Source organism: Agriterribacter sp. (genome assembly GCF_035497235.1).
Classification (GTDB): domain Bacteria; phylum Bacteroidota; class Bacteroidia; order Chitinophagales; family Chitinophagaceae; genus Agriterribacter.
Map to the genome: position 1 here is coordinate 142,152 of NZ_DATJEB010000013.1, position 19,459 is coordinate 161,610.

General features: G+C 42.3%; 21 protein-coding genes. 11 read left to right on the forward strand and 10 right to left on the reverse strand.

From position 1 onward, the window contains the following. Nucleotides 1–135: 135 nt before the first annotated feature. Complete coding sequence (locus VL121_RS03555; RefSeq protein ID WP_325402221.1) at nucleotides 136–1,050, forward strand: glycosyltransferase family 2 protein; 915 nt, start codon at nucleotides 136–138, stop codon at nucleotides 1,048–1,050. A 21-nt stretch (nucleotides 1,051–1,071) separates the two neighbouring features. On the opposite strand, the gene VL121_RS03560 is transcribed toward VL121_RS03555, so the two are convergent. After that, a complete protein-coding gene (locus VL121_RS03560) occupies nucleotides 1,072–2,451 on the reverse strand; it encodes a Mur ligase domain-containing protein (protein ID WP_325402223.1) in 1,380 nt (459 codons plus the stop codon). A gap of 159 nt (nucleotides 2,452–2,610) precedes the next feature. Between VL121_RS03560 and VL121_RS03565 the strand changes: the two genes are divergently transcribed. Beyond that, a complete protein-coding gene (locus VL121_RS03565) occupies nucleotides 2,611–3,816 on the forward strand; it encodes a cation:dicarboxylate symporter family transporter (protein WP_325402225.1) in 1,206 nt (401 codons plus the stop codon). Nucleotides 3,817–3,859: 43 nt separating this feature from the next. Here VL121_RS03565 and VL121_RS03570 read toward each other — a convergent pair whose 3' ends face one another. Then, nucleotides 3,860–4,387 carry a CAP domain-containing protein gene (locus tag VL121_RS03570; protein WP_325402227.1) on the reverse strand — a complete coding sequence of 176 codons (528 nt, stop codon included), beginning with the start codon at nucleotides 4,385–4,387 and terminating at the stop codon, nucleotides 3,860–3,862. Between the two features lie 163 nt (nucleotides 4,388–4,550). Here VL121_RS03570 and VL121_RS03575 point away from each other — a divergent pair, with 163 nt between their 5' ends. The 5 genes from VL121_RS03575 to VL121_RS03595 all read left to right on the forward strand — a co-directional run bounded on the left by VL121_RS03575 (nucleotide 4,551) and on the right by VL121_RS03595 (nucleotide 7,385). Then, nucleotides 4,551–5,204 carry a toxin-antitoxin system YwqK family antitoxin gene (locus VL121_RS03575; RefSeq protein ID WP_325402229.1) on the forward strand — a complete coding sequence of 218 codons (654 nt, stop codon included), beginning with the start codon at nucleotides 4,551–4,553 and terminating at the stop codon, nucleotides 5,202–5,204. A gap of 43 nt (nucleotides 5,205–5,247) precedes the next feature. Continuing rightward, entirely contained in the window at nucleotides 5,248–5,664 is a 417-nt protein-coding gene (locus VL121_RS03580) for a hypothetical protein (protein ID WP_325402231.1), read from the forward strand. Nucleotides 5,665–5,774: 110 nt separating this feature from the next. Further along, on the forward strand, nucleotides 5,775–6,317 hold the full coding sequence (locus VL121_RS03585; protein WP_325402233.1) for an inorganic diphosphatase: 543 nt from the start codon (nucleotides 5,775–5,777) through the stop codon (nucleotides 6,315–6,317). Nucleotides 6,318–6,435: 118 nt separating this feature from the next. Beyond that, a complete protein-coding gene (locus VL121_RS03590; RefSeq protein WP_325402235.1) occupies nucleotides 6,436–7,014 on the forward strand; it encodes an RNA polymerase sigma factor in 579 nt (192 codons plus the stop codon). 17 nt (nucleotides 7,015–7,031) lie between these two features. Continuing rightward, on the forward strand, nucleotides 7,032–7,385 hold the full coding sequence (locus tag VL121_RS03595; RefSeq protein ID WP_325402237.1) for a hypothetical protein: 354 nt from the start codon (nucleotides 7,032–7,034) through the stop codon (nucleotides 7,383–7,385). 105 nt (nucleotides 7,386–7,490) lie between these two features. Here the strand turns inward: VL121_RS03595 and VL121_RS03600 are convergent, their stop codons facing one another. After that, a complete protein-coding gene (locus tag VL121_RS03600; RefSeq protein WP_325402239.1) occupies nucleotides 7,491–9,902 on the reverse strand; it encodes a 3-hydroxyacyl-CoA dehydrogenase/enoyl-CoA hydratase family protein in 2,412 nt (803 codons plus the stop codon). A 133-nt stretch (nucleotides 9,903–10,035) separates the two neighbouring features. On the opposite strand from VL121_RS03600, the gene VL121_RS03605 reads away from it, so the two are divergent. The 3 genes from VL121_RS03605 (at nucleotide 10,036) to VL121_RS03615 (ending at nucleotide 12,946) form a co-directional block, all read left to right on the forward strand. Further along, nucleotides 10,036–11,349, forward strand: coding sequence for a glycerate kinase type-2 family protein (locus VL121_RS03605; RefSeq protein WP_325402241.1), 1,314 nt, complete (start codon nucleotides 10,036–10,038; stop codon nucleotides 11,347–11,349). Between the two features lie 66 nt (nucleotides 11,350–11,415). Then, nucleotides 11,416–12,759, forward strand: a complete 1,344-nt coding sequence (locus VL121_RS03610; protein WP_325402243.1) for an FAD-binding oxidoreductase — start codon at nucleotides 11,416–11,418, stop codon at nucleotides 12,757–12,759. Then, complete coding sequence (locus tag VL121_RS03615; RefSeq protein WP_325402245.1) at nucleotides 12,743–12,946, forward strand: zinc-dependent peptidase; 204 nt, start codon at nucleotides 12,743–12,745, stop codon at nucleotides 12,944–12,946. Before VL121_RS03610 ends, VL121_RS03615 begins: the two co-directional genes overlap by 17 nt. 36 nt (nucleotides 12,947–12,982) lie before the next feature. On the opposite strand, the gene VL121_RS03620 is transcribed toward VL121_RS03615, so the two are convergent. The 3 genes from VL121_RS03620 to VL121_RS03630 form a co-directional block, all read right to left on the reverse strand. Next, on the reverse strand, nucleotides 12,983–13,624 hold the full coding sequence (locus tag VL121_RS03620) for an MCP four helix bundle domain-containing protein (RefSeq protein WP_325402247.1): 642 nt from the start codon (nucleotides 13,622–13,624) through the stop codon (nucleotides 12,983–12,985). Between the two features lie 179 nt (nucleotides 13,625–13,803). Next, nucleotides 13,804–14,028, reverse strand: a complete 225-nt coding sequence (locus VL121_RS03625; protein ID WP_325402249.1) for a hypothetical protein — start codon at nucleotides 14,026–14,028, stop codon at nucleotides 13,804–13,806. Nucleotides 14,029–14,287: 259 nt separating this feature from the next. Then, a complete protein-coding gene (locus VL121_RS03630) occupies nucleotides 14,288–14,509 on the reverse strand; it encodes a DUF2795 domain-containing protein (protein WP_152268726.1) in 222 nt (73 codons plus the stop codon). A 239-nt stretch (nucleotides 14,510–14,748) separates the two neighbouring features. On the opposite strand from VL121_RS03630, the gene VL121_RS03635 reads away from it, so the two are divergent. Further along, a complete protein-coding gene (locus VL121_RS03635; protein WP_325402253.1) occupies nucleotides 14,749–15,399 on the forward strand; it encodes an ABC transporter ATP-binding protein in 651 nt (216 codons plus the stop codon). Between the two features lie 141 nt (nucleotides 15,400–15,540). Here the strand turns inward: VL121_RS03635 and VL121_RS03640 are convergent, their stop codons facing one another. From VL121_RS03640 to hpt, 4 genes are all read right to left on the reverse strand, one after another. Continuing rightward, the gene (locus tag VL121_RS03640; protein WP_325402255.1) at nucleotides 15,541–16,101 is read right to left on the reverse strand and encodes a cob(I)yrinic acid a,c-diamide adenosyltransferase; all 561 of its coding nucleotides are present in this window, start codon (nucleotides 16,099–16,101) and stop codon (nucleotides 15,541–15,543) included. Nucleotides 16,102–16,214: 113 nt separating this feature from the next. After that, entirely contained in the window at nucleotides 16,215–16,919 is a 705-nt protein-coding gene (locus tag VL121_RS03645) for an ABC transporter ATP-binding protein (RefSeq protein ID WP_325402257.1), read from the reverse strand. A 147-nt stretch (nucleotides 16,920–17,066) separates the two neighbouring features. After that, nucleotides 17,067–18,854 carry a vWA domain-containing protein gene (locus VL121_RS03650; RefSeq protein ID WP_325402259.1) on the reverse strand — a complete coding sequence of 596 codons (1,788 nt, stop codon included), beginning with the start codon at nucleotides 18,852–18,854 and terminating at the stop codon, nucleotides 17,067–17,069. 62 nt (nucleotides 18,855–18,916) lie between these two features. Then, nucleotides 18,917–19,459 carry a hypoxanthine phosphoribosyltransferase gene (gene hpt, locus VL121_RS03655; protein WP_325402261.1) on the reverse strand — a complete coding sequence of 181 codons (543 nt, stop codon included), beginning with the start codon at nucleotides 19,457–19,459 and terminating at the stop codon, nucleotides 18,917–18,919.

Below are 19,459 nucleotides of genomic sequence, written 5' to 3' on the forward strand. Positions count from 1 at the left end.
CTTCCTATATCCCTGTGTTTAGTATTAGTATCCCATCCTGCTTTTACGCTACACTTTGAAAAGCTGTATTAAATCCTTTATTTCTCAGGCTCTTAGAAGGGCCTATAATTTATTATATAATTAAAGAGAAATAATATGCAGGAAAAAAAATTCATCCTCGTAAAAGCGAAGCCCTTCATATCTATTATCACGCTTAACTGGAACCAAACGGAAATTACATGCCAGTTTTTAGAATCAACCAGGAAACTCCTTTACAAACATTATGAAATACTTGTTTGCGATATGGGTTCTGCCGCAGACCCTACCATGCAAATTATTGCCGGTAACTATCCCAATACACGCATTTTAAAAGCAGATGCCAATACTGATAATGGCGTAAACTGGAGTATCCAACAGGCAAAAGGAGATTTTATATTACTGGTTAACAATCACACGGAACTCACTGAAAACACATTAGATGATCTTTTAGCTCCGTTTTTAACAGACAACATTCTGGGCGTTACCTGCCCGAAAATTTGCTCCTTTCACAAAAAAAATGAGATACAATATGCAGGGTACAACGCCCTGAACAGGCTAACAGGAAGGAAAACTATTATTGGTCACAAAAAAGAAGACAAAGGGCAATACGATATTCCGCTGTATACCCATGGCGCTTATAGCGGAGCCATGATGATCAGGAAAAGTGTAATAGAACAGGCCGGTATGCTTCCCAGGAATTTTTTTATTTATTTTGACGACTCCGATGTAAGCGCACGCATACTGAAAAACGGATACAAAATTTTATATCAGCCCAAGGCTATTGTTTATAATAAAGAACCGTTACTTCCTTCTGAAAAAAGCGCTATTAACGTATATTATAACACAAGAAACCGCATTCTGTTTATGCGCAGGAACAGCAATCTTTTGCAATTTTCTGCTTTCCTATCCTTTTTCCTGCTGCTAACGGTACCGGCTGCCGCCATTAAGTTTTTACTTAAAAGACAATTTACACACCTGCAATCTTTTTTTAAAGGAATATGGTGGAATGTAAAAATGAGAACGGCAGCCTGAGCCAATTATTGATTTCAACTTTTACAATTCCTTCCACACCTCCTGAGCAAAGCTTTCCAGGGAAGGATCCCTTGCACCCATAAGCAGCAGCACCGCATTGCCGGTAAGATGAGCACGTGCTTCGCTCATAAAATCCTGCCGCCGTTCTGTAAAAAAAGCGTTTTTCCCCAATGCCTTTAAATCATTAACCAGGTCGCTGGCGGAAATATCTTTCACAGCCGTTCCTCCAGCATAAAATATCTCACTCATCCATATTTCATCCTCCGGGCGCAAAATACCTGCAATTTCTTTTACAAAATCATTACGTAAAAAACGTGTTGGCCCGTAACCGTGCGGTTGAAACCAGGCAATAACCCTGGGTGCAATGGGCTGACAGGCGGCAATTGATGCAGCGCATTTAGCAGGATTATGCGCATAATCGTCTATCAGCCATACCCCGTGTTTATTGCCAATAACCTGGTGGCGCCTGTAAATACCCTCATACTTTTTGAGCGCAGTGGCAGCGGTTGATAAATCAATTCCCAATAGTCCTGCAACAGCCACTGCCGCTAATGCATTTTCCATATTATGTCTTCCTACGGTATGCAGCACAAATGGAACATCATTAATCAAAAACTTTATGCTTAACCCCTCCTGACTAAAGCCGGCAGCAACATACCCTGCACCGGAATGCACATCTGTAGAAAAATCGGCAGCTATATCTTTAGAAAGCCTTGCTGCTAAAGGGTGTGAATGATTTACTACAAAACTTCCTTTAGTATTTCTTTTAAATACATCAAAAATATCCATCAATGCATCTATTTCCTGGTGATCCTTATCCACATTCAGCAATACGCCAATTTCCGCTTCATACTGTACAATGGAACCATCGCTTTCATCTGCTTCAATCACCAGCCAATCGCCTTTGCCAGTTTCGGCATTACCTATTTTCCCTTCACGGATAAGACTTACCAACCCCGCGCCGCTTATGATACCCGGCTCCAGCCCCGCATAATTTAAAATTTCAAATAACATAGCGCTGGTGGTACTCTTGCCTGAAGTTCCTCCAATAGCGATCGTTTTTCTGCCTCTGGCAATATGCGCAAGCAATTCCGATCGTTTCATAACAGGGATACCCAGTTGTTTTGCTTTTTGCACTTCCATCACGGTATCTTCAACCGCGGCTGACACTACAACAAGGTCTGTATCCGCTGTAATACCTTCTCCATCCTGTTTAAAGCAGCGGACACCCGCAGCCTCCAGTTTTGTTTGAATATCACCCGGCGCCCCCGTTGAAAAATACCGGTCGGACCCGGCTACCTGTTTTCCCATCCCGGCAAGATACTGTGCCAGCGCACTCATACCTGTTCCCGCAACGCCAATAAAAAAAACGGTATTCAGTTCTGTAATATCAATTTTCATTTTGCCTATATTTTATTTCACTACAAATAAAAACATTATTCTATTCACCTACTTCGGCGCGTAAAAGAATATTCGTAATGCATACCCCGCATACTATTTTATATTACATTTAAACCCTTTATCTATAGCTTCAATAGTACAGGCATGCAATTGACCAAAATGCTTAAGCGAATTTTTTCTCATCTCACTTTTTGGGTTTTACTTGCTATTATTATCGCCATACTATTAGGCCATTTTTTTCCTGCAACAGCTATCAAGACGGAATGGATGGGCACAGGTTTTATTCAACTGATTAAACTGTTTATCGGCCCCATCATCTTTCTTACCATTGTACTGGGCATTACAGGAATGGGCAACCTGAAAAAAGTAGGGAAGATCGGATTAAAAGCTGTTATTTATTTTGAAATAGTTACTACTATCGCCCTGGTCATCGGAATTGTATTTGCCAATATAGTGCAACCCGGCAAAATTGATAAAACAGGGTTGCCTATACAAAACGCTTCTGCGTATGAAAGCGGTAACGCTGATTTTAGCTGGATACACTTTCTGAGGGAGAATTTTACGCTGCAGGTACTTATAGCAGCCATTATTTGCGGGATTTTGCTGAGTATGAGCAAGCATCAGCAAAAATTTACACCACTGCTAACGAAAATAACAAACCTCGTATTTAAAGCGCTACAGTATGTAATGTACCTGGCGCCTGTGGGTGCTTTTGGCGGTATGGCCTATACCGTAGGAAAGTTCGGCATCAAAACGCTCATTCCCTTAGGTAAATTAATGCTCACCATGTATGGCACGATGGCGGTATTTGTTTTTATAGTATTAGGGCTTATCCTGCGTTATTACAAACTAAGTATTTTTAAATTCCTGCGTACCATTCAGGAAGAACTGCTGATTGTTCTTGGCACATCTTCATCCGAAACGGCCCTGCCTTCGCTGATGGTTAAACTGGAAAAGATGGGATGCAGCAGGCCCGTTGTGGGGCTGGTTGTTCCTACGGGTTACTCTTTCAATTTAGACGGCACCTCCATTTATCTCTCCATGGCGGTTATTTTTCTGGCACAGTTATACAATGTGCATTTATCAGGTATTGAAATGATCTCTATCGTAGGTATTCTCATGATCACTTCCAAAGGTGCCGCCGGGGTAACAGGAAGCGGGTTTATTATACTGGCATCTACCCTTACCGCACTTCATAAAATTCCATTGGAAGGGCTGGCTTTTTTGTTGGCGGTAGATAAATTCATGAGTGAAGCGCGGGCTGTTACCAATATTATCGGTAACGGTGTTGCCACACTGGCAATATCAAAAAGTGAAAATGAATTTACAGCCCCGTCAACAGCTATCGCCGGGAAAATGATATAAAAAATTTTCTATCTGTTTATAAAAAAGCTCAGCGCCCTGCCAGTTACTTTGCAGCAAATACCTGCGTCCAGTAATTTCCTGAACGCCCAATGCCCATTTCCTTAAAATTTTTATTCATAATATTTTTACAATGCCCTTCACTGTTCAGCCAGCTATTCAGCACTATTTGTTCGGTAGTTTGCCCCATTGCAATGTTTTCGCCATAAGCGCGCCAGTTATATCCCACTGCCTTTATCCTGTCTCCTGCCGTTGTATTCTCACCACTGGTATGTGAAAAATAATTATTCATCTGCATGTCATTGCTATGATTATATGCAGCTTTAGCCAGCAGATCATTCCATACCAATACAGGAACAGCAGGCATAACAGTGGCGCCGCAGGTACAACCTTTGGCACGTACTTCATTTGCAAGATCAAGTATAATACCCGCATTTACATTGTAAGCCACATCAGGCTTTTGTGTGCCCGAAGCGGTTTCTTTAGTTTGATCAGTTGCAACTTTTTCTTTAGCACAGGAAAAAAAAGTGCATATAAATATCAAGCTCCAAAGTAATCCGGACTTCGTCTTCATAGACTAAAAATTTCACTTCTTAACGCAAACAGTGCATCATTGATATGTAACAAATGATATTTTTTTTAACGCCAGTACCGGTTTCCTTAACTTTTTTGTATGCTATGGCATTGTTGTTGGATATATCTTTGCAGTACGAGGGTCATCTTTAAAATACCGCCTTATGCGCTACATTATCATCTTACTGCTATTCAGCTCCCTGCAGAGCCGGGCGCAGTTAAAAAATTTTATTATCTCCGTTAAAGGAGATACCCTAAACCGGATAGATAATAACAACAAAAAGCAGGGACCATGGGTAGTTCATGTAGATGCGTTACGCGGGGAACAGGGGTATGAAGAGGAAGGTTATTTTGCTGATGATAAAAAAGAAGGCGCCTGGAGAAAATATAACCTTGTTGGTGATTTAACAGCTATTGAAAACTATAAATGGGGAGAAAAGGACGGAAAGCAACAGTATTATACTAAAATGGGGGATATCCTCCGTGAAGAAAGCTGGAGAGCCACCAATCCTGAAAATCCTTATGATACCGTGCAGGTACCTGACCCTGCCATTCCGGATAAATGGGAAACAAAAGTTGTAAAATTAGAAGTAGCTACAGTGGCGCACGGCGCCTGGAAATTTTACGATCCTAATACCGGGTTTATTACCAAAGAGGAGCACTATTTTTTTGGACAGAAAGAAAAAGGCACCGGCAATACGGTTGCTACGGCTGCATCGGAAAAAACAGCCGAAAAACCCAAAGCCGTTACCGAATGGGAAAAAAAGAATTCGGGAAAGAAAAAGGTAAAAGTAAGAGATGGAAGTACGGGTTACTGACAGACTGATTTAATACTTACTTTTGCTTACAATCATCAGCCTCATGCGTAGTATAATCATCATTTTCATAACCTGCCTTATCCTGTCATCCGGATGTACCGGAAATGAAGATTACCAAAAGCCGGATGATCCGCTGGAAGCAGGAAGGGAATTTATCCGCTTTGCGCTTGACGGTGATATGCGAAAGGCCAAAGTATTTATACTATCCGATGGAGCCAACGAAAGGCTATTTGAAAATATTGAAAAGAAATACGCCGCGGAAAGCCAGCAAGAAAAAGACAGTTATAAAGATGCCAGCATCATCATTAATAAATCCCAATCGCTTAACGACTCCACAACCATTATTAATTATTCCAATTCTTTTAAAAGAGAAAACAGCGAGATTAAACTGGTAAAAATAAATGGCGAGTGGTGGGTTGATTTTAAGTATACTTTTACAGGAGACACCGGAGTGAAATAATACGTTCGTATAACAGCGCAACCTGTTACATCCAATGTAAGCCCGGTAAAAAATACCCTATTTTCTGTTTGGTTTTATTGCTATCTTTCCTGCTAAAACCATAGTTTATTATGTACACTGTACTTCATCCATGGCATGGCGTAGCGCCAGGCGAAAACGCACCACGAATTGTAAATGCCGTAATAGAAATACCCCAGGGCTCCAGGCAAAAATACGAAATAGATAAGCCGAGCGGATTACTGAAATTAGACAGGGTTATTTATTCTTCTTTTTATTATCCTGTAAATTATGGCTTTATTCCACAAACCTATGGCGGCGATAAAGACCCACTGGATATACTGGTGATTTCCAGTCTGAGCATACAGCCCCTGTGCCTTGTTCAGGCCAAAGTAATTGGCGTAATGCAGATGATTGACGGCGGCGATGCGGACGATAAAATTATTGCTGTTGCCAATAATGATCCGGGCGTAAATTATATTAACAATATTGAGGAAATGCCCAAGCACTTTTTCAGCGAATTGCGGCAGTTTTTTGAAGAATACAAAAAGCTGGAAAATAAAACGGTAAGCGTTAACGAATTCCAGGACAAAGCAACAGCACTCAAAATAATAGAAGAAGCCATTCTCTTTTATAAAGAAAACTTTACAGCGTAGCTATACAACAGGTGAAGGGGGATACGAACGATTGTTAATTTTTATTCGTTTCCCCCATAGTATATGGAATTAGTAATAAACCGCATCTAAAATTGTATACAAAATTATCTTTGCAGGCGTGTCAACTTCAGCGTTTAACGATATAACAGATGCGGGGCTTTTAGAACATTATTATGCAGATGGCAATAATGAATGGCTGGGCATACTCATGCAACGGTATACCTTATTGTTGTACGGCGTGTGCATGAAGTACTTAAAACACGAGGAAGAAGCGAAAGACGCGGTACAGCAAATTTTTTTGAAGGCCATTGCAGAACTGCAAAAATATCCCGTAACCTACTTTAAAAGCTGGCTGTATATGGTAGCCCGGAACTATTGCCTTATGCAACTCAGGGATAGAGGGAAAAGTACTTTGCCGGTTACGGAAAAATTGATGGTATCGGAGCCGGATGAAAACAACGGCATTTTTCACCACCAGCAAAAAGACGCTACCTTTTCGGCATTGAATGAGGCGCTGGAAGCGCTTAATACAGAACAAAAACAATGCATCGCGCTTTTTTACCTGCAAAAAAAATCCTACAATGAAATAGCAGCGTTAACCGGCTATACTACCATGCAGATCAAAAGCTATATTCAAAACGGAAAACGTAACTTAAAGATCAGCATGGAGAAGAAAATAAATGAAAATAAAGTTTGACATAGCAACTATTAAATATGAACAATGATTTATTAAACATATTATCCCATTCAAAAGAAACCGATCAAAAGAAGCTGTTAGACTACCTTGAAAATAAGTTATCGCCGGAAGAAAGGCACGAGATAGAAAAGCTGCTGATTGACTCAGACTTTGAGAACGATGCGACAGAAGGGCTGGAACAGGTAACAGATAAGGGTAACCTTCCCGTTGTAATAAATGAGCTCAACAAAAGATTAGTTAAGAAACTCTCGGAACGCAGAAAAAAACTATTGAAAAAGAAACCGCCGGAACTCATCATTCCGGTTGTTACTACTATCATTATTTTACTGCTGGTATTCATGTTCTATATACTTCTCAGGGGACGTCTATAACAGTGGTAAGTAGTAAGTGGTGAGTGAAGTATATCTGAAAATCGTTTATAGCTTATCGTTAGGGAACACTCATTTTCACATTTCCATATTTTCCACATTTTCAAATTAATTCCTCACCGGCTTTCCTCCCTTTAAAACACTCTGTATACGTTCCAGCGTTTTCTTTTCGCCGCAAAGGCTCAGGAACGCTTCTCTTTCCAGGTCAAGCAAATATTGCTCACTCACCAAAGCCGGTTCGCTTAAATCGCCTCCGCACATTACGTAAGCTAATTTTTTAGCTACTACCACATCATGATCCGTAGCATAGTTAGCCCTCCACATGCCGTTAATGCCGGCATATAAAGCCCCAAGCACCGAACGTCCGGCAACTCTAACATCGGTTCGCTGAACAGGCGTTATATAGCCGTTATCAAATATTTCAATAACACTGTTTTTGGCAGCGGCAATCCGCCTGTCATGGTTAATGATCACTTCATCATGCCCCTTTCTTAAAATGCCCAGGTCAAAGGCTTCAAAGGCACTGGCAGAAACCTTTGCAGTAGCTATCGTTAAAAACCGGTTCTTTAAGGTAATGGTGTCCGGTTCATCTTCATGCATCTCATCGGCCGCACGCAGCACAAATTCCTTAGTACCTCCGCCGCCGGGTATTAATCCTACACCCAGTTCTACTAATCCTATATAACTTTCTGCTGCAGGTAAAACTTTATCGCTGTGTAAGCTCAGCTCACAGGCGCCGCCTAAGGTTAAGGCATGTGGCGCTACCACTACCGGTATGCTCGAATAGCGGGCACGCATCATAGTATTCTGAAAAGCGCGAACGGCCATATCCAGCTCCTCATATTCCTGCTCTACGGCAAACATAAAGATCATACCTACATTAGCGCCCGCAGAAAAATTCTGACTATCATTAGCAATAACAACACCTTTATATTTTTCTTCAGCCAGTGCAATCGCCTTTTGAATACCTTCCAGCACCTCTCCTCCTATTGTTCCCATTTTAGTATTCCATTCCAGCCCCAGCACATCGTCACCCAAATGGTATACATTAGCCGCACTGTTTTTCCAAACGGTTTGCCCGGCAAAATTTTTCATTACCAGGAAAGCGCTTTCTGTTCCGGCTGCAACGGTTGAAACATGCGCGCCACTTGCAGGAGAATAGCATAAGGTAACGCCTTTTTCAACTTTATAAAAAGTATTGTTCCCTTTTACCAGCATCTCGTTCACCCACGGAGCAACAGTATAACCGGCGGCTTTCATGGCCTCAAGCGTTTTTTCCACACCCAGCGCGTCCCAGGTTTCAAAAGCGCCAATTTCCCAGCCAAAGCCGGCTTTCATAGCATCATCTATACGATATACCTCATCAGAAATTTCGGGTATGCGATGAGAGATATAAGAAAATAAACCGTAATGAAATTGCCTGTAAAATTCTCCTGCCTTATCCTGTCCCGCTAACAGGGCTTTTATTCGCAGTTTAAGATCATCTATGGCCTTAGCGGTTTCTATGGTTGCGAATTTGGGCCTTTTACGCGGCTCATATTCCAGTGTTGACAGATTGAGCACCTGGATTTCCGAACTGCCATCCTTTGACTTTATCTTTTTAAAAAATCCTTGCCCTGTTTTATCGCCCAGCCATTTATTTTCTACCAGCTTCGCTACCCATGAAGGAATAATAAAAGTATCTCTTGCTTCATCGTTAGGGCAATTATCATGTACCCCCTGCGCCACTTTAACCAATGTATCAATACCCACTACATCGGCTGTACGGAAGGTTGCCGATTTAGGACGGCCGAAAACAGGGCCGGTAAGCGCTTCTACTTCATCAATACTTAAACCCATTTTTTCTACGAGCTTAAAAACAGATGCTATGCTGTATACCCCAACCCGGTTGGCTATAAAAGCAGGCGTATCTTTACACAATACGGTAGTTTTACCCAGGTACAGATCGCCGTATTCCATTAAAAAATCTACTACTGCCTGATCGGTATAGGAAGTTGGAATAATTTCTAATAAACGCAGATAGCGGGGAGGATTAAAGAAATGCGTACCACAAAAATGCTTTTTAAAATCGTCACTCCTGCCTTCCGTCATAAGATGTATGGGAATACCCGATGTATTGGAAGTGATCAGCGTTCCGGGCTTACGGAATTTTTCAACGTCTGCAAAAACGCCCTGCTTAATGTCTAACCTTTCTACTACTACCTCTATCACCCAGTCGCAGCCGGCAATGTCTTTCATGTTATCCGTAAAATTACCGGTTGTAATCTTCTTCACCGCGTTCTTTGTATATACCGGCGATGGATTTGATTGTAAGGCTGCCGCAAGCGCATCATTTACTATTCTGTTCTTCACCGCCGGATGATCGGTTGTTAACCCTTTTGCTTTTTCCCCCGCGGTTAATTCCTTAGGCGCAATGTCTAACAGTAAAACCGGAACACCTGTTCCTGCAAAATGGCACGCAATACGGGAGCCCATTACACCCGAACCTAACACCGCAACTTTTTTGATGATACGTTTCATACACCTGTTATTTCCTTGCTTTTAATTGAGATTTTAAATTAGTTAGCTAAACAACTAATTGACACCGAAGGTAATATAAAATTGATTGAGAAAGTACAGCATCACAGATTTAAAACTAATGTTAATTTCGGGTATGTCGAGACAGGATGCAATTCAAATATTTCTTGCAGGCGTGGAAGCGGTAAAGCCCATGCATTTTATTCCGCGACACATTCAATTGCAGGAAAACAGGATAGAAATAGCGGGTCAAAGCTTCCTGCTGACTGGCACAGCTAACCTGTATATTGCAGCGGTGGGAAAGGCGGCATCGGCGATGGCCTTAGAAACAGAGAAAATTTTAGGCAACCATATCACAGCAGGCGTTGTAGTTACCAAGTACCATCATGCCCTTACACTAACCCATTGCCGAACTATTGAAGCCGGGCACCCGGTGCCCGATGACAATAGTTTGCTGGGAGCAGAAGCAATTGTAGCATTGTTTAAAAAAGCTGAAGCAAATGATACTATTATTTTACTGATCAGCGGAGGCGCTTCTGCCCTGCTCGCCGATGCTCCCCCCGGCTGCAGCCTGGCAGATATTCAGCAAACCGTGCAATTGCTGTTAAACTGTGGCGCGGCTATTGATGAAATAAATACCGTAAGAAAACATCTTTCACTTATAAAGGGCGGGCAACTGATGGCATACACCCGGGCCAGGGTAGTGGCTCTTTTGTTAAGCGATGTTCCGGGCGATGATTTTTCTGTAATTGCCAGCGGACTAACCGTACCGGATGCAACAACATTTAAAGATGCCTGGCGAATAATAGAAAAATACGGACTTTCTGAAAAGCTTCCTGTTTCGGCCGGGAACCGGCTGCATAGCGGAATAGAAGGAACAATTCCGGAAACACCCAAGCCCGGGAGCCCCGTTTTTTCCAAAGTGTATAATGCCCTGGTAGCTTCCAATCAAACAGCGCTGGAAGCGGCTGTAAAAAAAGCGCAGGCACTGGGTTATGCAACAACCGTTGTTTCGCCAATGCTTACCGGTGATGCCGAAATGCAGGCTGAAGTTTTTATTAACCGGCTTAAAAATGAAAAGAGCAGTTTACCTGTTTGTGTTTTGTGGGGTGGCGAAACAACCGTTACCATAAAAGGAACAGGTAAAGGCGGACGCAACCAGCAATTTGCTTTAGCCGCCTTATGCACTTTAAAGAATGGAGAATGGCTAAAAAATAACAGGGTTGTAATTCTATCGGGAGGTACAGATGGAACGGATGGTCCCACCACCGCAGCCGGTGCAGTAGTTGATGCGGATATCTTTGTGAAAATGGATGCACTTTCCCTAAACCCGGAAGCGTACCTTCATGACAATGACGCCTGGCATTTTTTTGAAAAAACGGGGGGACTGATGATAACGGGACCTACACAAACTAACGTAATGGATATTGTAACCGGGTTAATTCACTAAAGATGGCACATGCAAAAATCATTGATCTTAATCCACTAAACCGTTCGTTTATATCGTTTATACAATATGGCAACAGTACACCAGGAACCATTAGCAGGCTGGGGTAATTATCCAACAGCCAATTCATATGTAACTACTCCGGGAGATGTGCAGGAGTTAAACGCAATTATAGCGGCCGGACCGGTAATTGCAAGAGGTTTGGGAAGAAGTTACGGCGACCAGGCCATACACACCAATAAAAAAGTGTGTGTATGCACCCGCATGCATCATTTTATTTTGTGGGATGAAAAGGAAGGTATATTGGAATGTGAATCCGGTGCCAGCCTCGATGAAATCATTACCACATTTGCACCGAGGGGCTGGATGCCGATGATTTGCCCCGGAACCAAATTTGTAACCATTGGAGGCGCAATCGCCAATGACATACATGGCAAAGCGCATCATGCAGACGGTTCTTTTATTAATTGTGTTATTTCCTTTACTATTTTACTGGCTAACGGAACTATAGTAACCGCATCGCGGGAAGAACACCCTGATTTGTTTATCGCTAATTTCGGGGGGCTTGGCTTACTGGGCATCATACTAACAGCTAAGATCAGGCTAAGGAAAGTTGAAACTACTTATTTCAGGCAACAGGCTGTTAAAGTTGATAACCTGGATGAAATGCTGGATGCGCTTGAACAATATAAGCACTGTAATTATTCCGTTGCGTGGATTGATCCGCTGGCTACCGGCAGGCAACTTGGCAGCGGCATTTTAACGGTAGGCGATGCGGCCACACTGGAAGCGTTGCCCGAAACATTAAGAAAGGGGCCGTTAAAAATTCATAACGCATCCAAACTCAGCGTTCCGTTTTTTTTGCCGGATTTTACATTAAATAATATAACGGTAAGGCTGCTTAATAAAGTAATAGGCTTTGTGCAAAATTCTCCAAAAACATTTGTGCATTATGAAAAATTTTTCTTCCCGTTAGATATGATCAATAACTGGAACAGGGGCTACGGCAAAAGAGGGTTTATTCAATACCAGTTTGTGATTCCCGAAGAAAATGGTGTAACTCATCTCAGGCACATTATGGAAATGATAGCTTCCAGCGGCTGCACGCCTTTTCTGAATGTATTTAAGAAAATGGGAGAAGGCCAGGGCATTTTATCCTTCCCGTTTAAGGGGTACACACTGGCCATTGATTTTCCGGTTACCAAAGAGCTGAAAGCTTTTACCAAACGGTTAGATGAAGCGGTATTACAGGCCGGCGGAAGAATATACTTAGGCAAAGACGCCATGCTTGATAAAACAACCTTCCGGCTCATGTATCCGCAATATGAAAGCTGGTTAGCCATTAAAGCGAAGTATGATCCTTCCAATATATTTACTTCCGATCTTTCGGCAAGACTTGGATTGGAAGTATAAAGTATTTGAACAGGAAAAAGCGCCGGGTAATGATTTTTATTCAGCTTATGCGTTGACGAATTTCCAGGAGTTTTGGGCAGAAAGCGTTGAGCTATTTTTTGAACGCCCCGCACAGTTGCAGATCGTTTACCCCGATTTATACAAAATAATGGTTGTTGTTCTTAACCAGGATCCCCTGCATAGTTGAATATGCAGTAATGTGCGCTTTGGATGTTAATACAGATCAATTATAAAGATACCTGTGCGAAACAGGATAAACTGTTTTTTCAGAACTGGTCAGCAGCATTAATCCAATAATGCCAAGGATAAAAAGAAGCGAAACTTCCAGGTAAGCCTGCATTACCGTACTGTCAATAATGGCTTTTGAATCATTCTGTAGCCGCATCCCTTCATTAGTTTGCGTTTCATTGAGTTGCTTCAGTAACTGAAGCGCCTGGCCGAAACTGGAGTGCAGGTGTTCCTTATCCGCATATGCGGCGGAGGAAACAGCCAAAGCTTCTGCTTCATTGTACTGCTGCAAATGCTGCCTGAAACTTTTCCATTGCCGCTGCTCGTCCTTTGTAAGATAAGTGGCTTCATATGCTTCTATTATACGGCTCATTTCCCTGTTGTGCTGATCCAGTTGTGCTAACAGGTTATCTTCCGGCATGGTCTGTAGTAATATCTTTTTCTGATAAAGCAAATCGCTCATGCTGAAAATATAACCGGCTGGTATAAGCCTGTCTTTATAAATGGAAGATATATTATTGGTAAGATCGCCATACTGCTGCCGGCTCACAAAATTATTGATCAATGCCAGCACGAGGATCGTTAAAAGCACCATAACAACCTTGCGCTTTTCTTTCAATATTCCCTGCCATTTCATATAAAAAAATTTAAACTGTGGCATTACAAAACACCTGTGCCTGCTTGTCAATTTACGTATAAACCGGATGCAGTTCTTTGCTGGTAAAAGAAAAAATTTCAGGAAATGATAAAGAGTAGCAGCGTAAGCCCATTTTACCGTGCTGCAATATGATCAGCATATATGATCGTTCGCAGCCTTTATACTTTCTCCTGCAAAGAAATAAATCGCTCCACCTGTTTGCAGGCATTTTTAAAACGTTTTTCAAGCTTTTCGGCATCCCATTGAAACCCGGTATTAGAAGACCTGCCGGAAAAATAGGCAATGATCTGCTCTTCATAATCCTTTAAAGGTAAATACGGTTGTGTGTAACCAGTTCCTGCAAGGACTGGTGGAGCCACTTCAGGCTTTTTTACAAAACTCATCGTTAAGGGTATTTAGGGTACGTAAACTTACTAAATAAACCGGTAATTACCCTTATTTATCGGGAGCTCATTATATGCTTCGGCCCGTCAAATTATAACGTCTTTGTTCTCAGTACATTTTAATGCCATAAGTACCCCAATTTAACCAGGCAATAAAAAAACCGCTCCTTTTAAAGAACGGTTAATCGTATAGTATAAAATGAAAAACACTGTCAACTGCATTCCTTATCACACCAGATATGATGTGCAGCGTGTAGTTTTAATATTCATCTTCATTAAAAAAGAAATCTTCCTGCGATGGGTAATCCGGCCATATATCATCTATGCCCTCATATATCTCTCCTTCATCTTCCAGTTCCTGCAGGTTTTCAATTACTTCTATAGGCGCGCCACTGCGGATTGTATAATCAATCAACTCGTCTTTGGTAGCGGGCCACGGGGCGTCTTCAAGATAGGATGCCAGTTCAAGTGTCCAGAACATTTATTATTTTTTTTAAGCGATGATCAGATCTCTTTACTTTTCCAGGTTGGGCGTTTTACCTTCCCAAAAGGAAGATGGAACGGCCAATTTTTCCGCAAAAGTAAAGTTTAGCACGTAATTTCCAAATTCACATATCTGAAAGCGCAAAATTGAACGATTATAAGGGGTATTTATTGCCGGCCTTTTGTTAAGTGTTGCTGTAATGATTAATTTTCAGTTTTTAAATAATCCAACTGTTAATGCTATCTGTAAAAAATATTACCAAGTCCTACGGCAGCCTGCAGGTGCTCAAAGGGGTAAGTCTTGATATACAACCGGGCGAAATCGTAAGTATTGCAGGCTCTTCCGGCGCCGGCAAGAGTACTTTGCTACACATTATCGGCACTTTAGACAAGGCCGACAGTGGAGAGATTACCTTACAGGATCAGCGGGTAGATTTACTTAGCGGCAAAAAACTGGCGGCTTTCCGCAACCGGCATATGGGGTTTGTATTCCAGTTTCACCACCTGCTGCCCGAGTTCAGCGCTTTAGAGAATGTATGTATACCAGGCTGGTTGTGGGGCAAAAAGAAAAAAGAAACGGAGGCCAGGGCGAAAGAACTCTTAGAAACGCTGGGATTAAAGGATCGGATAGAAAACAAACCTTCCGCCCTTTCCGGTGGTGAACAACAGCGGGTTGCCGTTGCCCGCGCCCTTATTAATAACCCCGACATTGTGTTTGCCGATGAACCCACGGGCAACTTAGATTCTACAAACGCCAGGGAATTGCACCGCCTGTTTGTTCAGTTACGCGACACCCGCAAGCAAACATTTTTGATTGTAACACATAATGAAGAACTGGCAAAAATGAGCGACAGGGTGCTGCATATGCAGGATGGAAAAATGATATGATCAGGAACAAGGTGCAGGGGTACAGGTTACAAATTACAAGGAAAGCAAATATGCGGTGCAAATTTTCAACCTGTCCGGAAACCTGTGCCTGCGACTTGAAACTTACGACCTGTAACCTGCACCCTGAGACCTTGTACCCTCTTACCCCCGCGGCTTCCAGGATATATCTTCTATTTTAAGCAAATGCCCGGCATACCTGGCTAAAACGAATAAGTAATCGCTCAGGCGGTTGAGATAAATGAGTATAAGCGGAGCCAGCTTTTCATTTTCAGCTTCCAAACGCACACAGCATCGCTCTGCCCTGCGGCAAACGCAACGGGCGATATGCAAAAAAGATACCGTACTATTCCCTCCGGGTAAAATAAAATTTTTAAGCGGCGGAAGTACCGCATCCATCCTGTCTATCTCCTGTTCCATAAAGCTTATATCGGATTCCTGTATATCAGGAATATGCATTTTAGTTTCTTTGGCCGGGTCGCAGGCAAGTGCCGCCCCTATAGAAAACAACTGCCCCTGTATATGCTGCAATGCCTTACGGCTCTGCTTATCCGTAAGCATATCTTTACACAAACCAATATGGGAATTTAATTCATCTACCGTACCATAGGCTTCGATACGTGTGTGCGACTTGGGTACTTTTGTGCCTCCAATAAGGGAGGTGGTGCCTTTATCGCCTGTTTTAGTATATATTTTAAAAGACATAGGAGTTAGTTCATACAAAAGCGTAATTAATGAAGCTATCTAAAAGTAATATTTCGTCATAAACCTACCTGCCGGACAGGGTCGCTAAGCACGAAGAAAATAAAAGCTGAAGATCAGGCAGGCACCGTGGCTTCGGATGTTCTTTTATCGGTTTCAATAACGCCATCTCTCAGGCGAACAATCCGTTTGGCATAATGCGCAATATCTTCTTCATGCGTTACCAGCACAATGGTATTACCTGCTTGCTGTATCCGGCCAAAAATATTCATGATTTCGTATGATGTTTTGGAATCCAGGTTCCCTGTAGGTTCATCTGCCAGCACTAAGGAAGGGTTATTGACCAATGCACGCGCAATGGCTACACGCTGGCACTGACCGCCGCTTAGCTCATTGGGACGGTGGTGACTCCTGTCTGCCAGGTCAACCTGCTCCAGCACTGCCATAGCCATTTCCATACGTTGTTTTTTAGGCACTCCTGAATAAATAAGCGGAAGCGCTACATTTTCTACAGCAGAAAGCCTCGGCAGCAAATTAAACTGCTGAAACACAAAACCTATTTCTTTGTTACGAATCTCCGCCAGATCATTATCGAGCATCTTACTTACCTGGTGACCGTTAAGATAATAATCTCCGCCTGTTGGCGTATCAAGACATCCCAGAATATTCATAAGCGTACTTTTTCCTGAGCCGGAAGGACCCATTAAAGCAACATATTCGTTCTTTTGAATATTGAGCGAAATATGCTTCAAAACCTGCAACTCCTGCCTGCCCATGAAGTAGCTTTTCCTTATATTATCTAAGTGTATGATAGCGTCCATAATCACTGTGAATATTGTTTAAAACAAATATAAGTGAAACTAAGGGATGATATGAATTTATGCATAAAAGATAGATGCCAAATACCTGTTAACAAAAAACGCCTGAAAAGTAAAAATGCCCCGCCCGGTTAGTCAATAGCTGCGCGGCTACCGCTCATCCCTGTTTCGTCTTTTTCTTTTTTTAGAAGGCTCGTAAATTTTTTTTGCTTTAACAACCATATCAAAAAATTCGGTATGTAACGGGTTGGTGGTATCCATAGATGCCTTAGTCAGGTTAATTACATCATCCCAGGTGGCATTTTTTAGATAGGGGGAGCTATGAAGAAACCCGCCAAACATACATACGCTGGTAGCAAAACTAAAATAATGATCTAACTGCGCTAACGGTATATAATTATTAACACAATCATATACCTGTTTTGAAACATCTTTTTTCCCCGGCAAACTGTAATTAATTGTTACAGTAGCCAGTTTCTGTTCCGCAGCCGGGGATGGGCTTTTGCCCTGACTGCTTCCGGGCGTTACCTCAAAAACCGCTATCATGGAGTGTCCCGACCCAATTTCCCCTCCTTCTAATGTACTGGTAGTATCCTCCAAGGCCGTTCTTTTATTATCAAAGCCTATTAACCGGTAGGCGCCTATGGATTCATGATTAAAGTGCACATTCAGCGACACATTATCCGCCACCGCGTATAATGTTTGGGTAAGCTCTTTAACCAATACTTTCTCTCCTTCTTTTTCATCATCCAAGTAAGCAAAATTGCCATTCCCTTTTTTAGCCAGGGCCTCAATTTTAGAATCCTTGTAGTTGCCCATTCCTACGCCCAGGCAGGTAAGGTAAATACCTCCCTGCTTCATTTTAAGGATCAGGCTTTCCAGTTCCTGCTCTCCTGATACACCCACATTAAAATCGCCATCTGTTGCCAGTATTACCCTGTTATTGCCATCCTTAATAAAGGTGTTGTGTGCCAGCCGGTATGCCTGCCGTATGCCGGCCTCCCCGGGTGTAAACCCACCTGCGGCAAGGTCTTCAATAGCCTGTAATATCTTTTCTTTTTTATCGCCGCTGGTAGGTGGCAGCATCACGCCGGTTACACCGCCATATACCACAATAGATACCGTATCAACCGGGCGAAGATTTTCCACTAATTTTCTAAAAGCCGATTTCAGCAGGGGCAGCCGGTTGGGCATATCCATTGAACCCGACACATCTATCAAAAAAACCAGGTTACTGGGAGGAATTTTGTTGAGGTTAAGCTTTTTAGAAGCCATCTGCACAAACAACAGTTGGTTTTGGCTATTCCACGGGCAGGAACTCAATTGTGAGCGAACAGTAAAGGTGCTGTCGCCACCGGGTTCCATATAATTAAAATTGAAATAGTTCAGCATTTCCTCAATCCGGACAGCATCTTCAGGCACCTGGCTGTTCATATTAATAAACCGCCTGATATTGCTGTAGGAAGCGCGGTTTACATTGGGCGTAATACCGGTAACCGGATTGCCGTCTGTTTGTATAAAACCGTTTTCCACCAGGGCACTGTATGTTTCATCGGCCACAGACAGCTTGCGGTCAGACAAAGCCTGCAGGCTGGTAGTTACGGATAGCAGGTAGTGCTTCTGCAAACTTGCCGTATAAGGCAGCATCTTCATCGTTATCTTCTGATATTCGGAAGTATTTACCCTTAAGGAAAGCGGTTCATAGCCATCAAGGGAAAGACCAATACTGTCTGATTTTACAGCGCTGGGAATGCCAAAAGCCCCACCGAGGCCGCTGGAATGGAGGTAACCCGTAGAATGAAGAACGATCTTTACATTTTGGAGCGGCTTATCTTTTCCATCCTTTATTTCCCCGCGTAAATAATACTGGGCAGTTACCGTTGTATAAAAACAGAGCCATCCTATAAGTAAAGCAACCTGTTTTATATGGCATTGCATGTTATTACAGTAGTTTTAGTATAGCTAACGATATTGGATACATGATATTATTCCACAGGTTGTTATACTGATGCTATCAATTGATATATCTCTTTCAAATTCCTGCCCAGTCCGTCATAATCAAGCCCGTACCCTACTACAAACTTATCGGGTATAATAAACCCGCAGTAATCAATAGTGGTGGGATAAATAGTGGCTTCCGGCTTGTGCAGTAAAGTACATATTTTTAATGAGGCCGGCTGCTGATGCAACAGTTGCGGTAAAAACTGGCTCATGGTTTTGCCCGTATCAATAATGTCTTCTAATATAATCACATCTCTTCCAAATAAGTCAATATCAAGTCCTATAGAGGTAATTACATGACCTGAAGACCTGGTTCCTTTATAGGAAGCCAGCTTAATAAAACATATTTCCGCAGGTATGTTCAGTACTTTAAAAAGATCCGAAGCAAACATGAAAGAGCCGTTCAAAATAGCGATAAACAAGGGCGTTTTTCCACTATAATCCTTTTCTAAAGCCTGTGCTATTTCCTGAATTTTTCCGGCAATCTCTTCCTGCAGGATATAAGGTTTAAACTGTTTATCATGAACATGTATGGCCGTCAT

Coding starts and splice junctions, on each gene's coding strand:
- VL121_RS03555 (WP_325402221.1), top strand. CDS start 136: ATGCAGGAAAAAAAATTCATCCTCGTAAAAGCGAAGCCCTTCATATCT.
- VL121_RS03560 (WP_325402223.1), bottom strand. CDS start 2,451: ATGAAAATTGATATTACAGAACTGAATACCGTTTTTTTTATTGGCGTT.
- VL121_RS03565 (WP_325402225.1), top strand. CDS start 2,611: ATGCTTAAGCGAATTTTTTCTCATCTCACTTTTTGGGTTTTACTTGCT.
- VL121_RS03570 (WP_325402227.1), bottom strand. CDS start 4,387: ATGAAGACGAAGTCCGGATTACTTTGGAGCTTGATATTTATATGCACT.
- VL121_RS03575 (WP_325402229.1), top strand. CDS start 4,551: ATGCGCTACATTATCATCTTACTGCTATTCAGCTCCCTGCAGAGCCGG.
- VL121_RS03580 (WP_325402231.1), top strand. CDS start 5,248: ATGCGTAGTATAATCATCATTTTCATAACCTGCCTTATCCTGTCATCC.
- VL121_RS03585 (WP_325402233.1), top strand. CDS start 5,775: ATGTACACTGTACTTCATCCATGGCATGGCGTAGCGCCAGGCGAAAAC.
- VL121_RS03595 (WP_325402237.1), top strand. CDS start 7,032: ATGAACAATGATTTATTAAACATATTATCCCATTCAAAAGAAACCGAT.
- VL121_RS03600 (WP_325402239.1), bottom strand. CDS start 9,902: ATGAAACGTATCATCAAAAAAGTTGCGGTGTTAGGTTCGGGTGTAATG.
- VL121_RS03605 (WP_325402241.1), top strand. CDS start 10,036: ATGTCGAGACAGGATGCAATTCAAATATTTCTTGCAGGCGTGGAAGCG.
- VL121_RS03610 (WP_325402243.1), top strand. CDS start 11,416: ATGGCAACAGTACACCAGGAACCATTAGCAGGCTGGGGTAATTATCCA.
- VL121_RS03620 (WP_325402247.1), bottom strand. CDS start 13,624: ATGAAATGGCAGGGAATATTGAAAGAAAAGCGCAAGGTTGTTATGGTG.
- VL121_RS03625 (WP_325402249.1), bottom strand. CDS start 14,028: ATGAGTTTTGTAAAAAAGCCTGAAGTGGCTCCACCAGTCCTTGCAGGA.
- VL121_RS03630 (WP_152268726.1), bottom strand. CDS start 14,509: ATGTTCTGGACACTTGAACTGGCATCCTATCTTGAAGACGCCCCGTGG.
- VL121_RS03635 (WP_325402253.1), top strand. CDS start 14,749: ATGCTATCTGTAAAAAATATTACCAAGTCCTACGGCAGCCTGCAGGTG.
- VL121_RS03640 (WP_325402255.1), bottom strand. CDS start 16,101: ATGTCTTTTAAAATATATACTAAAACAGGCGATAAAGGCACCACCTCC.
- VL121_RS03645 (WP_325402257.1), bottom strand. CDS start 16,919: ATGGACGCTATCATACACTTAGATAATATAAGGAAAAGCTACTTCATG.
- VL121_RS03650 (WP_325402259.1), bottom strand. CDS start 18,854: ATGCAATGCCATATAAAACAGGTTGCTTTACTTATAGGATGGCTCTGT.
- hpt (WP_325402261.1), bottom strand. CDS start 19,459: ATGACGGCCATACATGTTCATGATAAACAGTTTAAACCTTATATCCTG.